The organism is Bifidobacterium lemurum (genome assembly GCF_014898175.1).
Taxonomy (GTDB): domain Bacteria; phylum Actinomycetota; class Actinomycetes; order Actinomycetales; family Bifidobacteriaceae; genus Bifidobacterium; species Bifidobacterium lemurum.
Genome location: NZ_CP062948.1, coordinates 1037972 through 1053093, shown reverse-complemented (window position 1 = coordinate 1053093; position 15122 = coordinate 1037972). Strand labels below are relative to the sequence as shown.

Annotated in this window: 9 protein-coding genes; 5 read left to right on the top strand and 4 right to left on the bottom strand. The window is 62.4% G+C overall.

Annotated elements, in window-relative coordinates:
• Positions 1-162: 162 nt before the first annotated feature.
• On the bottom strand, positions 163-564 hold the full coding sequence (locus BL8807_RS03930; RefSeq protein ID WP_094725476.1) for a DUF4143 domain-containing protein: 402 nt from the start codon (positions 562-564) through the stop codon (positions 163-165).
• A 456-nt stretch (positions 565-1020) separates the two neighbouring features.
• Between BL8807_RS03930 and BL8807_RS03925 the strand changes: the two genes are divergently transcribed.
• The 5 genes from BL8807_RS03925 to bilR all read left to right on the top strand — a co-directional run bounded on the left by BL8807_RS03925 (position 1021) and on the right by bilR (position 12044).
• Entirely contained in the window at positions 1021-1722 is a 702-nt protein-coding gene (locus BL8807_RS03925) for a LytR/AlgR family response regulator transcription factor (RefSeq protein ID WP_072727128.1), read from the top strand.
• Between the two features lie 4 nt (positions 1723-1726).
• A complete protein-coding gene (locus tag BL8807_RS03920) occupies positions 1727-3034 on the top strand; it encodes a sensor histidine kinase (protein WP_072727127.1) in 1308 nt (435 codons plus the stop codon).
• 237 nt (positions 3035-3271) lie between these two features.
• The gene (locus BL8807_RS03915) at positions 3272-6166 is read left to right on the top strand and encodes a glycoside hydrolase family 3 N-terminal domain-containing protein (RefSeq protein WP_094725474.1); all 2895 of its coding nucleotides are present in this window, start codon (positions 3272-3274) and stop codon (positions 6164-6166) included.
• 546 nt (positions 6167-6712) lie between these two features.
• Positions 6713-9739 (top strand): glycoside hydrolase family 3 N-terminal domain-containing protein, encoded by a 3027-nt coding sequence (locus tag BL8807_RS03910; protein ID WP_072727146.1) that lies wholly within the window; start codon positions 6713-6715, stop codon positions 9737-9739.
• 157 nt (positions 9740-9896) lie between these two features.
• The gene (bilR, locus tag BL8807_RS03905; protein ID WP_072727147.1) at positions 9897-12044 is read left to right on the top strand and encodes a bilirubin reductase, long form; all 2148 of its coding nucleotides are present in this window, start codon (positions 9897-9899) and stop codon (positions 12042-12044) included.
• A gap of 136 nt (positions 12045-12180) precedes the next feature.
• On the opposite strand, the gene BL8807_RS03900 is transcribed toward bilR, so the two are convergent.
• The 3 genes from BL8807_RS03900 to BL8807_RS03890 form a co-directional block, all read right to left on the bottom strand.
• Positions 12181-13458 (bottom strand): ATP-binding protein, encoded by a 1278-nt coding sequence (locus BL8807_RS03900; protein WP_072727148.1) that lies wholly within the window; start codon positions 13456-13458, stop codon positions 12181-12183.
• A gap of 147 nt (positions 13459-13605) precedes the next feature.
• Entirely contained in the window at positions 13606-14538 is a 933-nt protein-coding gene (locus BL8807_RS03895) for a LysR family transcriptional regulator (protein ID WP_072727149.1), read from the bottom strand.
• A 139-nt stretch (positions 14539-14677) separates the two neighbouring features.
• A complete protein-coding gene (locus tag BL8807_RS03890) occupies positions 14678-15094 on the bottom strand; it encodes a hypothetical protein (RefSeq protein WP_072727150.1) in 417 nt (138 codons plus the stop codon).
• Between the last annotated feature and the right edge of the window lie 28 nt (positions 15095-15122).

Sequence of the window (15122 nt, the reverse complement as noted above, 5' to 3'; positions counted from 1 at the left end):
GAGCAATCCGGGTGCCGCCCGTTTTCGTTGCCACTCCAGGCGAATCCCTCTCGTCATCCCGAGCGACCCTCTCGTTATCCCGGGTAATCCATCCGTCATCCCGAGCGAATCCCTCTCGTCATCCCGAGCGCAGGCGTAGCCGAAGTCGAGGAATCTCGTCCCTTACTGCCGTATGCGATTCACGCAGCCGATGGCCCACAGCGGCACGTTGGTCAGCCAATCCTCGCGGTGGTAGTCGGCGAGGCTGGTCCGGACGGACATGGGGATGTCGTATTTGGCCACGGCGACATGCAGGCTTTTCGCTCGCAGATTGCGCTCCGCCTTGACCTCGATGGGCAGGATCATGCCGTTGCTGCTGATGACGAAATCGACTTCGGCGCGACCGTCGGGATTTGCCCAGTAGTATGGCTGGAATCCTTGGGCGATAAGTTGTTGGCAGACGTATTGCTCGGTGAGCGTGCCCTTGAATTCGGTGAAGAGCGAATCGCCGGAGAGTACGGTCGACGCGTCGATACCGGCCTCACCCTTCCATCCTAAAACGTGTGGGTTTACACATTTTATCATCCTAAAATGTGTAAACCCACACGTTTTAGGATGGAACTTTTGTATATGGCAACTCGAGAGCCAACATACTAATGAACTTAATACTTTCTATCAAGTTAATGTATCAAGTATTAAGTTGATAGAAAGCTGGGGAAGTCCCTATGCGGCATGGGTGGCCGCTCGACAACGGCGAGCGACATTCGGAATCCTCCTTCCGTCATCCCAGATAATCCTCTCGTCATTCCGAGCGCAGTTCCTCTCGTCATTCCGAGCGGAGGCGCAGCCGGAGTCGGGGGATCTCCAATCCTTCGTCATTCCGAGCGTAGTCAAGGGATCTCGAGATGTTTCGACTCCGCCCCGCTTCGCTCAACATGACGGGAGGTGCTGCGCTTCGTCCGACATGATGGGATTCATCATCCTGAGCTCGGAGGCGTTAGGCTTGGTATCGGAGAGTGGTCGGCCGTGGAAGGAGTGGTGATGATTTCCATTGCGATCGTCGATGACGACGATGAGGACGCGGCCCGCACCGCGGAGGCGGTCGGCCGGTATTACGAGGGCGACTCGTCGCGGTACGCCGTCACCCGGTTCATGGACGGCGATTCGTTCCTCGAGGGGTACAGGGCCGCGTTCGACGTGGTGTTTCTGGACGTGGAGATGCCGGGCACGGATGGTCTGGGTGTGGCGCGCCGGCTGCGCGAGTTGGATTCGCAGGTGGTGTTGGCGTTCACGACGAAGATGGCGCAGTACGCGGCCATGGGTTATGACGTGGACGCGATCGGCTATCTGGTCAAGCCGTTCGACTACTACGATTTCGCGTTGAAGATGCGCAAGGCGGAGGCGTTGGTCGCCAAGCGCCAAGGCGTGACCCTGTCCCTGACGATCGGCACCCAGACGCATTTCCTCTCCTCACACGACGTGCAATACGTGGAGGTGCTCGGCCATGAGGTCGTCTACCACACCGCAGACGGCGCGTGGAAGGTATGGGGGAGTCTGCGCGAGGCCGCCACGCTGCTGGAACCCGTCCATTTCGCTTTGTGCAGCAGGTATTGTCTGGTGAATCTGGAATGGGTCAAGGCCGTGGTGGACAACACGATTGTGGTGGGAGAGACCTCGCTGCCGGTAAGCCGGTCCAAAAAGAAGTCGCTGATGCAGGCGCTCGCCGCCTATTACAGAAGGTGAGCCGATGATCGCCTCATTCAATCTGTTCATGCTGCTGCTGGTTGTGGGAGCGGCGCTGTTCTGTCGAGGCCACGTATGGCGTAGGTCGTGGCGTCTGCTGGCGGCACCGGCGGCCGTGCTGGCGTATGGGTGCATCTATGCGCCGCTGGTGTTGCCATGGGATATCGCCGCGCCGACTACGGTGGGTGTGCTGGTCAAATCGGCGTATTTCGGCCTGTGTTTTCTGACGGTGGTCGCCTTGGTGCGGTGGTGCACGGATATGACGTGGTTGGAATCCCTGATCACGGCGGTCGCCGGATATGCGGTGCAGCATATCGCCTACGATGTGGTGAGCATCGTCATTCCGCCGCGTCCGGATCAGATGGGTGGCTCACCTGTCGGCACGATTGCGACCTTGGCGGTGTTCGCCGTGGTGTATGGGGCGGCGTATCTGCTGTTGGGACGACGGTTCGCGTTCGCCGAAGACAAGATCCGCAGCCGATGGGTATGGGTGTGCGCCGGCATCGGCATCATGGTGTTCGCGAACGTGTTCAGTCTGGTGTTCGTGCAGCGTCGGCTTGAAGAGACCCAGTTCGTGGGCTCGTTCTATGACGCCTTATGTATGATGCTTGCGTTGGCGGTGCTGATGTTGGGTTCCGCCAATGACCGTCTGCATGGTGATTTGGTGGTGATGCAGGAGGCCGACCGGTTGAAGGCGGAGCATTACGAGTTGGCCAAGGAGAACATCGAGCTGATCAACATCAAATGCCATGACATCCGCAAATCGTTCTCCGAGCTGTATGCCCAAACGGGCGGGCGTCCTTCCGAGGCTTCGATCCGCGAAATCGAGAACAGCATCCGCGTTTACGATTCGGTGTTCCATACCGGCAGCGACTCCCTGGACGTGTTGTTGACGGAGAAAAGCCTCTACTGCTCGGGCAAAGGCATCACCCTGACCTGTCTGGCCGACGGCCATGCTTTGGTGTTTATGGAGGATTCGGACCTGTATTCGCTGTTCGGCAATCTTCTGGACAACGCCATAGAGAGCGCGCAGCAGGTGGATGACGCCGGACGTCGCGTGATCGACCTTAATGTCGAGGCCAACGCGAACCTGCTGGTGATTCAGGAGGAGAACTATTTCGCGCCCGAACATGCGCCGGTGTTCCGCGACGGCCTGCCGGTGACCACCAAATCGGACACGCGCCACCACGGATTCGGCACGCGTTCGATTGCGATGCAGGTGCGCAAATACCATGGCGAGATGACCATGGAGGCGCGGGACGGGGTGTTCTCCGTGTCGATTGTGATCCCCATCCCACCGGCATACCGGTAGCCGGGCGTTCGGTCGGTGCGCTTCGCGAGTGCGATTCGACCTTTCGCGCAATCTCCCCCGCGTGGTCGGGGTCAGTCTTCATACAGTGGACGCATCACCTGTTCAAGATGCCGTCGCCCAGCGGTGAAGCTGCGGCTGCGGCAACGAGAGCGGTGTGAGGGACGACGTGAGGCGTAGGGGTTGAGGCCCCGGCCGACGTGGTCGTGAAGATGACCGAGTACAAGGAAGAGACGGATCATGTTAGATATCAATATGTCGGACGTGTACGCCGTGCTGGACTCGCTGATCCCCTATCTGGTGGCCATCGGCGTGTTCCTGGTGCTGGCGATAGTGGTGACGGTCGCGGTGAACAAAAAGACCGTGAAGAACGTCGGCGTTCGCAAACTGGTGCATTCCGAGTCGTGGCTTGTGGTGCTGGTGGCCGTGGTGGCCTCGGTGTCCATGATGCTCACCGGCCCGCTGGCCACACTGCTGACCAACGCGACCGCGACGAAGTATGAGCTTTCGGAAGCCACCATCGAACGGACCAACACGCAGGCCAAGCAGGTGTACGACGAGGCCGTGACGATGCTGCAGAACAACGACGGCAATCTGCCGATGGCCGCTTCGCGGGTCAACGTGTTCGGCTGGGGTTCCACGCAGCCGGTGCTGGGCGGTTCCGGTTCGGGCTCCATGTCCAACGAGCATCCGATGGTGTCGCTGCTGGACGGTTTGCATAACGCCGGATTCGAAACCAACACCGAACTGACCGACCTGTATACCGACTACCGCGCCGAGCGTCCCGATCTCAACATGTTCTATCAGGATTGGACGCTGCCCGAGGTACCCGCGGCCCAATACTCCGATGAGCTGATCCAGGATGCCCGGGATTTCTCCGACGAGGCGATCATCGTGCTGACCCGCTTCGGCGGCGAGAACGCCGACCTGCCCACCGACATGAAGGCCGAAGGCATCGTCTACACCAACAATTCCGAGGATTACGAGGACTTCGAGGCGGGGGAGAGCATCCTTGAGCTCAGCCGCACTGAGCGCGACCTGCTCACGCTGGTCACCGAGAACTTCGACAACGTCACGCTGGTCTACAACGGTTCCAACGCGCTGCAGTTCGACTTCCTCGACGACTATCCGCAGATCAAGTCCGTGCTGTGGTGCCCGCCGGCAGGGCAGTCCGGTTTCAACTCGCTGGGCGAGATCCTCGCCGGCGAGGTGAACCCCTCCGGCAAAACCGCCGACACCTTCCTGCGTGACGTGAGCGCCTCGCCGTCGTTCAACAACTTCGGCCGCTTCGCCTACGACAATGTGGACGACCTTGCCGCGACCTTCACTTTCGCGGGTAACGAGGGCCGCACCACGCCGACCTTCGTCAACTACAACGAGGGCATCTATGTGGGTTACAAGTTCTATGAGACGGCCGCCGACGAAGGTCTGATCGACTACGACGCCACGGTGCAGTTCCCCTTCGGCTACGGTCTGAGCTATACCACCTTCGAGCAGGAGATGGGTGATGTGACGTACTCCGGCGGCACCGTCTCCTTCGACGTGACCGTGACCAACACTGGCGACACCGCCGGCAAGGAAGTCGTCGAGGTCTACTACAACCCGCCGTACACCAACGGCGGCATCGAAAAGGCCACCGCCAACCTCGTCGAATTCGACAAGACCGACCTGTTGGAGCCGGGCGAGAGCCAGACCGTTTCGATCGAGTTCGAGGACGACGACATGGCGTCCTACGATTCCGAAAACGCCGAAGCGTATGTGCTGGAGGCGGGCGACTATGTGGTGTCCATCAATTCGGATTCCCATACGGTGATCGACGAGCAGACCGTGACGGTCGACGAGACCATCACCTACGACAGCGAAAGCAACACCCACGACGGCGACGAGGTCGTGGCCACCAACCAGTTCGACTACGCGGCCGGCGACGTGACCTACCTGTCCCGCGCCGACGGCTTCGCGAATTACGCCGAGGCCGTCGCCGCTCCGGCGAGCCTGTCGATGAGCGAGGAGGCGAAGGCGACCTTCACCAACAACGCGAACTACGATCCCGCCGACTACAACGACGACTCGGATGAGATGCCGACCACCGGCGCCGACAACGGAGTCCAGCTGTACGAGCTGCGAGACAAGGACTACGACGATCCGCTGTGGGAAGACCTGCTCGACCAGCTCACCGTCGACGAGATGGACAACCTCATCGCCATGGGCGGCTACGGCACCCGTGCGATCGACAGCATCGGCAAGGTCGAACTCACCGACTTGGACGGCCCCGCCAGCTTCGTGAACAACTTCACCGGAGTCAGCTCCATCGCGTTCCCCTCCTCGGTGGCGTTCGCCTGCACCTGGAACGAGGATCTGGCGACGGAATTCGGCGAGGCGATCGGCGATATGGCGCGTGAGATGCATGTGACCGGTTGGTACGCCCCGGCCATGAACATCCACCGTTCCCCGTTCTCGGGCCGCAACTTCGAGTACTTCTCCGAAGACAGCCTGCTCTCCGGCGTGATGGCCGCGAATGAGGTGGCGGGTGCCCGCTCGAAGGGCGTGTACTCCTTCATCAAGCACTTCGCGCTCAACGATCAGGAGGCCAACCGCACGCAGATGCTGTGCACCTGGTCCAACGAGCAGGCGATCCGTGAAATCTACTTGAAGCCCTTCGAAATGGCGGTGAAGGACGGTGGCGCGCAGGCCGTGATGAGCGCCTACAACTACATCGGCACCACCTACGCCGGCGCGTCCCCCAACCTGCTGAACACCGTGCTGCGCGACGAATGGGGCTTCCGCGGCTTCGTGCTCACCGACTACTTCGGCGGCTACGGTTACCAGAACGCCGATCAGGAAATCCGCAACGGCGGCGACGCCATGCTGGCGACGATGGAACTGACCAACCATGTGACCGACACCTCGGCCACTTCGGTCCAGGCGATGCGCACCGCGGCCCACAACATCCTGTACACCACCGCCAACGGCTGGCAGTACGCGGATGGCGAGCCGGAGACCACGACTCCGATCTGGCGTACGGCCATGTATGTGGCTTGGGGTGTGACCGCGGTTCTGTTCCTCGGCCTGAGCGCCTTGGCGATCAAGAAGTTCCTCGATCGCAAGAAGGCCGCCACCATCGAGGTCCAGGCCTGAGCCTGAATTCCCGCCCATAGCGGTCGGGAATCCAACCCAGTAGCCATACGGGCGGCATCCGGAGCAATCCGGGTGCCGCCCGTTTTCGTTGCCATTCCAGGCGAATCCCTTTCGTCATCCCGAGTAATCCCTCCGCCATCCCGTGCGGAGGCACAGCCAGAGTCGGGGGATCTCCAATCCCTCGTCATTCCGAGCGAAGCCCGCAGGGCGTAGTCGAGGAATCTCACTCCTACTGCTGTACGCGGTAGCGGTAGCGACGGCGATGGAATGTTCGCTGGGTGGCGTGAATCATGTGCCGGGCGATGTGTGTCGGGTGTGGGACGACTCGAATGAAGCGATTTGTCGAGTGCATGCACTACTGTTAAGACACTTAACAAAAATGCAAAAACGGGTTCCGAAGCGTTGACGATTCGGAACTCCCGCTGAAGTCCTCGGAAATCAGTGGTTCATCATCCATGCGCGATCACACGAGAAAGCGACACGAGTAGAGAGAACACGACCCGGGGCGACGCCGTCCCGGGCGCGGCATGCAAGGAGTGCATCACCATGTCACGGAACGCGACACCCAAGTTGAAGATGCGGTTCAAAAAGAACGGCAAACCCTATAAGGGCTGGTTCATCGTCTGGCCCATTCTGACCTATCTGCTGGCGCTGCTGCTGACGGTTATCCTCGTCGCCGTCATGGTGCTGACCGGCAGCTATGCGAATCTCATCACCTCGTTCGCGGGGCAGGTGAACTCCGAGATCACCAACCCCGACGAATCGGCCGCCTATTTCGCCTCCGACTATTCGTCGGACGCGGAACGCCAGGAGGCCAACCGCGAGATCGGCACCGACATCATGCGCGAGGGCGTCACCCTGCTGCAGAACGACGACGACACCCTGCCCCTGGCCATGGGCGCGAGGCTGTCCGTCTTCGGCCAGGGCTCCGTGGACCTCATCCATGGCGGCGGCGGCGCCGGCTCCATCGACGTGAGCAACGCCGACACCCTGATCGACTCCCTTAAGGAGGACGGCTTCGCCGTCAACCCCACCCTCACAGACTTTTATGAGAACGGCGCGGGCAAGGACTACCGCCGCGTCCTGCCCGGCGAAACCGGCGTCGGCTCCTTCGCCGTCAACGAAGTGCCCGTCAGCGTCTACACCGACGAAGTGAAGGCCAGCTTCGCCGACTACGGCGACGCCGCCGTGGTGGTGATCGGCCGCTCCGGTTCCGAAAGCTCCGACCTGCCGATCGGCACGCTCGAATCCGGCGTCGAATACCTGCAGCTCGACCCCGATGAGCTCGACATGATCAACATGGCCTGCGAGAACTTCGACAAGGTCGTCGTGCTGCTCAACACGCAGAACCCCGTCGAGCTCGGCCCCCTGGCCGACACCGGCGTGGGCGCGGTCGCCTGGGTGGGCGCGTTCGGCGAAACCGGCGCGAACGCCATCGGCGAACTGCTGGACGGCTCCATCAACCCCTCCGGCCATCTCGTGGACACCTTCGCCTACGACCTCGACTCCGCCCCCAGCGTGGTGAACACCGGCGACTACACCATCGCCAACTCCGACGTGACCTCCGGCGACAAATACATGGTGTACGCCGAAGGCATCTACGTGGGCTACCGCTACTACGAGACCCGCTATGAGGATATGGTGCTGAACCAGGGCAATGTGGGCGACTTCGACTACGGCGAACTCGTGCAGTATCCCTTCGGCTACGGCATGAGCTACACAGACTTCGACTGGAGCGATTTCGCGATGCGCGACGCCGGCGACTCCTACGAGTTCACCACCACCGTGACCAACACGGGCGATGTGGCCGGCAAGGACGTCGTGCAGCTGTACATGCAGTCGCCCTACACGGACTACGACAAGGCCAACGGCATCGAGAAATCCGCGGTCGAACTCGTCGGATACGCGAAAACCGACACGCTTGAGCCCGGCGAAAGCCAGACCGTCACCGTCACCGTCGCCAAGGAATCGATGAAGGCCTACGACGCCGACGGCGCCGGCACCTACATCGTCGACGCGGGCGACTACTACTTCGCCGCCGGCACCGACGCGCACGCCGCGCTCAACAACGTGCTCGCCGCCAAGGGCAAGACCACGGCCGACGGCATGGACGCCGACGGTAACGCCGCCATGACCGCCAAGGTCACCGTCGCCGAACTCGACACCGCCACCTACGCCACCTCCGTGGCCACCGGCGAGACCATCGAAAACCAGTTCGACGACGTGGACATCCGCGCCTACGACGACTCCTTCACCTACCTGAGCCGCTCCGACTGGACCGGCACCTGGCCCGAGGTGTACGCCGACGGCGAGTGGACCGCTCCCCAGGAGTTCGTCGACGCGCTCGAAATCGACACCACGCCCGGCTCCGACGCGACCGAGGTCACCACCGAAGGAACCGAAGGCCCGAGCAAGGTGGTCGAGATGATCGGCGAGGACTACGACGACGAAGGCTGGATGCAGCTGGTCGAGCGCATGAGCGTGGACGACATCGACTCCCTCGTGCGCAACGGCGGCTACACCACCAACGCCATCGAATCCATCTCCCTGCCCGGCACCATCGACAAGGACGGCCCCGCCGGCATCTCCTCGACCCTGGTGGGCGGCGCGTCCGGCACCGGCTTCCCGCCCGAGGTCGTGATCGCCGCCACATGGAACGACGAGCTCGCCGAACGCTTCGGCAACGCCATCGGCGAGGATTCGCTCGCGCTCGGCGTCGCCGGCTGGTACGGCCCCGCCGCCAACATCCACCGCTCGCCCTACGGCGGCCGCGCCTTCGAGTACTTCTCCGAAGATCCGATGCTCTCCGGCCAGCTCACCGCGAAAATCGTCGCCGCCGCCCAAGCCAAGGGCGTGATCCCCTTCCTCAAGCACTTCGTGGTCAACGACCAGGAGACCAACCGTGCGGGCGGCGCGATGTTCGCCAACGAGCAGTCCGTGCGCGACATCTACCTCAAGCCCTTCGAAACCGCCATCCGCGACGCCGACTGCATGGGCCTCATGACCTCGATGAACCGCATCGGCGCACGCTGGTCCGGCGGCCACAAGGGCCTGATGACCAACGTGATCCGTGGCGAATGGGGCTTCGAAGGCATGGCCATCACCGACCAGACCTCCTTCCCGAACTTCGGATACTCCGACCTGCGCGAAGGCCTGGCCGCCGGCACCGACCTGTGGCTCAACTCCAGCTCCACCCTGTGGAAGCTCTCCGACGAGGAGATGACGCCCGCCGTGCAGGCCGACTTCCAGCGCGCCGCCAAGAACGTGGTGTACGCCATCGCCAACTCCAACGCCATGAACACCATGGGTGTGGACAGCGGCGTCAAGCACATCACCCCCATCTGGCAGAAGTGGCTGTGGGGCATCGAAGTCGTGGTCTCGCTGCTGATCATCGGACTCGTGTTCCTCGCCACGCGCGGCGTGATCCGCCGCCATCGCTGGCGCAAGTGGGTCAAGGCCGGCTCTCCGCTGCCTGACTCGACCGTAGGTATGGATGCCGCCGCGCCCGCGTCCGCATCGCAGTCCGTCGCGGATATGCCGTCCGCATTGGGCGACCAGCCGCCGACGGCCTGACGGTCGGCCTGAAACGGCCTGACAGGCGGTCGACGGACGCTTCGCCGACCGCCTGACGAACGGCCGAACAACCTTTCTTCCGTTGCCGCGAACCGGCGTGCCGCGCCGGCCCGCGGCAACGGAAGTCAATAAGCGTCGCAACTACAAGGAGGTACGCATGACATTGCAGCGACTGCTGGAACCACTGGAGATCAACCATATGCGGCTGAAGAACCGTATGATGTTCCCGCCGATGACCACCGGCTACGAGGCCCGCGACGGATCGATCACCGACCAGAGCATCAACTTCTACAAGCGCGTGGCCGAAGGCGGCGCCGCCTACATCGTGCTCGGCGACGTGACGCCCGTGCACACGATCTCGCCCACGCCCAAACTCGTCACCGACGAACAGATCCCCAGCTTCCGCGCGCTCGCCGACGCCCTGCACGAATTCGACTGCAAGCTCGGTCTGCAGGTGTTCCATCCCGAATACGACACGGTCGCCGTCGCCGAACTCTTCGCCAAAGGCGACATGATGGGCGCCCGCGCCAAACTCCACCATGACATGGCGCACTACATCAACGAAGTGTCGGCCGACCGCCTCGGCGAGATCCTCGAATCCATCAAGGCGCTCGCCCGTCGCGCGACCCTTGCCGGCGCCGACGCGATCGAAGTGCACGGCGACCGTCTGGTCGGCTCCTTGTGCTCGCCGCTGATCAACCAGCGCGACGACGAATACGGCGGAACCTTCGAACACCGCACGCGCTTCGCCCGCGAGGTGGTGCGCGCGATCCGCGAGGGCTCGCCCGACATCTGCATCGACTACAAGCTGCCGATCATCACCGAGAACCCGCAGATCGGCCGCGGCGGCCTGTTCATCGACGAGGCCGTGGAACTGGCGAAACTGCTTGTCGAGGACGGCGTCGACACCTTCCACGTCGGCCAGGCCAACCACACCGGCAACCTCAACGACACCATCCCCGCGATGGGCACGCGCCCCAACTGCTTTATGGAGGAGTATTCGCGGCGCATCAAGGCCGTGGTGCCGGTGCCGGTCTCCACGGTCGGCGCGATCCCCACCGCCGCCGAAGCCGAACGGCTGATCGAATCCGGTGCCTGCGATTACGTGGGACTCGGCCGCCCGATGCTGTGCGATCCGGACTACGCGAACAAGGTCGCCGCCGGTGAGGAGGACCTCATCCGCCCGTGCATCATGTGCAACCGCGGCTGCACGGACGCCATCGCCAGCAGGCGGTTCATCTCCTGCGTACTCAACGCCGAAAACGGCCATGAGTACGCACGTGTGATCAAGCCGGCCGAAACGCCGCACCGCGTCGCAGTGGTCGGCGCGGGCCCCGCCGGCATGGAGGCCGCCCGCGTGGCCGCCCTGCGTGGACACACGGTCACGCTGTTCGAGAAGGCCGGCGAGCTGGGCGGCCAGCTCGGCATCGCTAGCGTCCCGCCGCGCAAGGAGAACATGCGCCGCGCGACCGCATGGTATGGGCGCGCGCTTCAAGCCGCGGGCGTGGACGTGCGTCTGAACGCGGATGTCACGTCCGAATCGCTGGTGGCCGACGGCTACGACGAGGTGATCGTCGCGGTCGGCGGCCGCAACGCCGCGCCACCCATCCCCGGGCTCGATCAGCCGCATGTGATGGACGCATGGTCGGTGCTGGAGGGCAAGGTCAAGCCCCACGGCCGCACCGTCGTGATCGGCGGCGGCCTGGTCGGCGCGGAAACCGCCGAACTGATCGCCGGCGACGACTACGGCTGCGAGGTCACCATCGTGGAGATGATGGGCCAGATCGCCGCCGAGGAATCGCAGACCATCAAGCCGGTGATGATGGCCGACTTCGCCGAGCATGGCGTTGCGCTGAAAACCAACACCAAGGTGGACCGCATCACCGCCGAATCGGTCGAAGCCACCGAAACCCTGAACCCGCCGGCCCCCGCTGGCCGTCCGGGTGCTCCGGGTGCTCCGGGTGCCGCTCCGGGCGGAGCTTCCGGCGGACGTCCCGCAGGCCCGGGCGCGGGCGGAGCTCGTCCGGGTGCCGGTGCCCCCGGTGCCGGCGTGCGTCCCGGTGGTCCCGCCGCTCCTGGTGCTCCCGGTTCCGCTCCCGCCGACGCGCCCGAGCCGGAAACGCAGGCCGTCTCCATCCCCTGCGACTGCGTGGTGCTGGCGCTCGGCACCGCCCCGGTCGCCTTCGACACGGCCCCGCTTGAGGCCGCCGGCATCAAGGTGACTCTGGCCGGCGACTGCAACGGCCGCGCCGCCGACATCAACCGCGCCGTCGAAGAAGGCTATCTGGCCGCCATCGCCGCCTAGCCTGGCGAAACGGCAGCCAGCTCAAGGGCCTGAACCATCCCGGTTCAGGCCCTTTTCTCTTTTGGCACCATCGCCATCGTTGGCGTTCGACGGACATGCGGATGAATACGGATTACCGCGCTACATGTCGTACAGCCTACGGCCGTAACGTGGTTACCGGCGCGACGATTACACCATCGGGGCGCGTCAGACTGTAGGAGCCCACACCGGTGAGCACTATAAGGAAGCTCGGCTCCGGCATTCGTGTGGTGTCTATTTTGGAAGCGAGTTTCAAGAGATTCGCGGCACCTTCCTCAATGAGGCGCTCGCCGCCGAGTTTCACTTCGATCAGCCCGTAGCGTCCGTCACGTAGGTGGATAACCGCGTCGCATTCCAGGCCGGTTTTGTCTCGGTAATGGAACACTTCACCGTTAAGCGCGTCGGCATATACGCGTAGGTCTCGCACACACATGCCTTCGAACAGCAATCCCATGGTTTCGATGTCGTTCAGCAGGCCGTCGGGGTTGACTCCGAGCGCCGCCGTCGCGATCGAGGGGTCGACGAAATGCCGTGTTTCCGCCGCACGTATGGCTGTTTTTGAACGAAGGTTGGGGTTCCATGCGGGCATGTTTTCGATGACGAATATGCGTTCCAAGGCGCGAAGATATGTCTGCACCGTTTTCGATGTCGGTCCGGCTTCGTCGTTGTTGGCGATATCGCCGGTGATTTGAGCTATTGAGGCTTGAGAGGATTCCATGCGCGCACATGAGCGAAGAAGCCGTCGCGCGATATGCGGGTCTCGCTCCACTCCATCTGTGCGTGAGATATCCGATTCCACAATCGCATCCACATAGTCGAACGCTTGCTGCAGAGCGATTTCGCGGTCAGTGTTGATTGCTCTCGGCCATCCTCCGCGGCACAGGAGGAATGCGATGCTCTGAATCGTTGCTTCCGCTTTCGCGGGCTGCAGTCGATCTCCGTCGAACAAGGATTGCAGGGAAGTGCTGCCGGTGGAATCTTCGGATTCAAAAAGGCTCATCGGGCGCATGCGAACCCTCGCGATACGTCCGGTGCCGGTATGGGCCAATTGGTTCAAATCCGGTGGGACGCTGGATCCTGTGAGCAGGAACTGCCCGAATTCATCGCGATGGTCGACTTCGAAACGCACGGCATCCCACAAGCTGGGTGCCAGCTGCCATTCGTCGATAAGGCGAGGTGTGGGGCCGTCGAGGAGGATGGATGGCTGGGTCTGCGCAAGAAACAGATTCTGTTCACGGTCGGATGGGTCGGCCATATACAGCGTGCTGTTGGTGATTTGCTCGCATGTGGTGGTTTTGCCGCACCATTTGGTGCCTTCGACCAGAAGCGCTCCTTTCGCCTTCAGTCGTTTGGTGATGATGCGGTCATAGATGCGGGAAAGGTACGATGTTGCCATAGTGAAAATCCTTACGTTTGTAGGTCTCACAGAGGCTGTTTCCTCATTTGGACCGTTTTCATTTCCTCATTTGGACATATTTTACTTCCTCATTTGGACCGTTTTCATTTCCTCGTTTGGACCGTTTTGACTTCCTCATTTGGCGAATCACGGCTGTCGGTCTCGCCAGGGATTGAACTGCCGGCTGGAAATCAGTTCGATCAGCGGTTCAAGCTCCGCCCGCTTCGATTTGGCATACAGCACGCCGTAGTTCTCGTGGAAATCCCATTCGATGGGCAGTCTCACGAATGCGGGATGGACATTCGCCCACGCCTCGTGGGTGAGCATCGGCAATCCCTCCACGGCGCAGTAGTTGAATGTGGCGATTCCCATCATCGGGATGCGCGTGGTGACCAGATGGATGTCGGGATGGGTGCCGGCCAGATACGCGCGCAATGCGTCGATGGAATGCACGGCACCGACCGGAGCGGATATGATGTCATACCCGTTGAGGTCGTCCAGCGAGAAGTCGGCGATGCGTGCGAGCGGGTGTCCGCCCGGCACCAGAACGCACAGGTGGCTTTCCCATAAGGGCACGGCGCCGATCGTGTCGTTCACATAGCGGTCGTCGATGGCGCTGGTGAGCAGGTCGATGTCCGTGTTCAGCCGGGCGAAGATGTTGTCGAAGGTGTCTTCGTCGCTGAACGGCGTGATGATGATTTTATAGCGCTCGTCGAGGTGCCATTCAGGGCGTTCCTTCACCGCCGTATACCAGGCGTCGAGCAAAGGCCGGCTGGGGTTGAGCTGGGAGTCTCCGATGCGCACGGCCGTCGGCTGCCGTGTCTGCGCCGCCTTGGCCCGTTTGATGGCGGCCTGTTCCATGTCCACCATGGCCCGTGCGTCTTTGTAATACGATTGCCCGGCGGCGGTGGGCGCGACGCCGGTCGGATGCCGCTCGAGCAGCTGGACGCCGATGGCGGATTCCAGACGGTTGATCTGCTTCATCACGGCGCTCGGGGTCACATAAAGCCGGGAGGCGGCTTTGCTGAAACTGCCGCATTCGACCACGGAGAGAAACACTTTGGTCGCATTGTCGATCATGGCGCTCCTTCGCGGCTTGAGGTCGTGGCATGGATTCCAGTGTAGTGCGCGTGTCTGGGCGGAGTGCATGTGCAACCGCCCGTCCGCGAATCTGGAAGGTCGCGGACGGGCGGTGCGGCGGTGGGACGGTGCGGCTGGTTTAGGCGGCCGTCTGCCTCTTATCCTGCGGCATGATGGCGCCGACCAGACCGATCACCATCGCGGCGGCGCAACCCGCTGCGGCGATGATGAACGAGGTCGCGAACGAGTTCGCGTCGATGGCCGTGAGCACGTTCGAGATGGTGTACAGCTGTTCGGCGATGAACCGGCAGAATGCCGCGATGTAGCAGAAATAGCTGCACATGACCACCAGATCCCACGGCAGCGCGACGGATGCCAGGAAGAGGACCACGCCCGCCGCCAGCAGCAGCGTCGACAGGGTCGCGAACGAGCCGAGCATGGCATTGCCGACGATGCCGATGACGGCCGCCACGGCCGCCAACGCGGCCACGTAGAATCCGGCCCCTTTGGCGCGGAGCCGCATGGTCAAATCGAATGATGTGGTTTGGGTTTCCATGATGTTCTCCTTGAATCGATGCGGAACG

Bases quoted from the DNA above. Each gene is read 5' to 3' on its own strand.
- BL8807_RS03920 (WP_072727127.1), top strand. From the start codon at position 1,727: ATGATCGCCTCATTCAATCTGTTCATGCTGCTGCTGGTTGTGGGAGCG.
- BL8807_RS03910 (WP_072727146.1), top strand. From the start codon at position 6,713: ATGTCACGGAACGCGACACCCAAGTTGAAGATGCGGTTCAAAAAGAAC.
- BL8807_RS03915 (WP_094725474.1), top strand. From the start codon at position 3,272: ATGTTAGATATCAATATGTCGGACGTGTACGCCGTGCTGGACTCGCTG.
- BL8807_RS03930 (WP_094725476.1), bottom strand. From the start codon at position 564: ATGATAAAATGTGTAAACCCACACGTTTTAGGATGGAAGGGTGAGGCC.
- BL8807_RS03900 (WP_072727148.1), bottom strand. From the start codon at position 13,458: ATGGCAACATCGTACCTTTCCCGCATCTATGACCGCATCATCACCAAA.
- BL8807_RS03925 (WP_072727128.1), top strand. From the start codon at position 1,021: ATGATTTCCATTGCGATCGTCGATGACGACGATGAGGACGCGGCCCGC.
- bilR (WP_072727147.1), top strand. From the start codon at position 9,897: ATGACATTGCAGCGACTGCTGGAACCACTGGAGATCAACCATATGCGG.
- BL8807_RS03890 (WP_072727150.1), bottom strand. From the start codon at position 15,094: ATGGAAACCCAAACCACATCATTCGATTTGACCATGCGGCTCCGCGCC.
- BL8807_RS03895 (WP_072727149.1), bottom strand. From the start codon at position 14,538: ATGATCGACAATGCGACCAAAGTGTTTCTCTCCGTGGTCGAATGCGGC.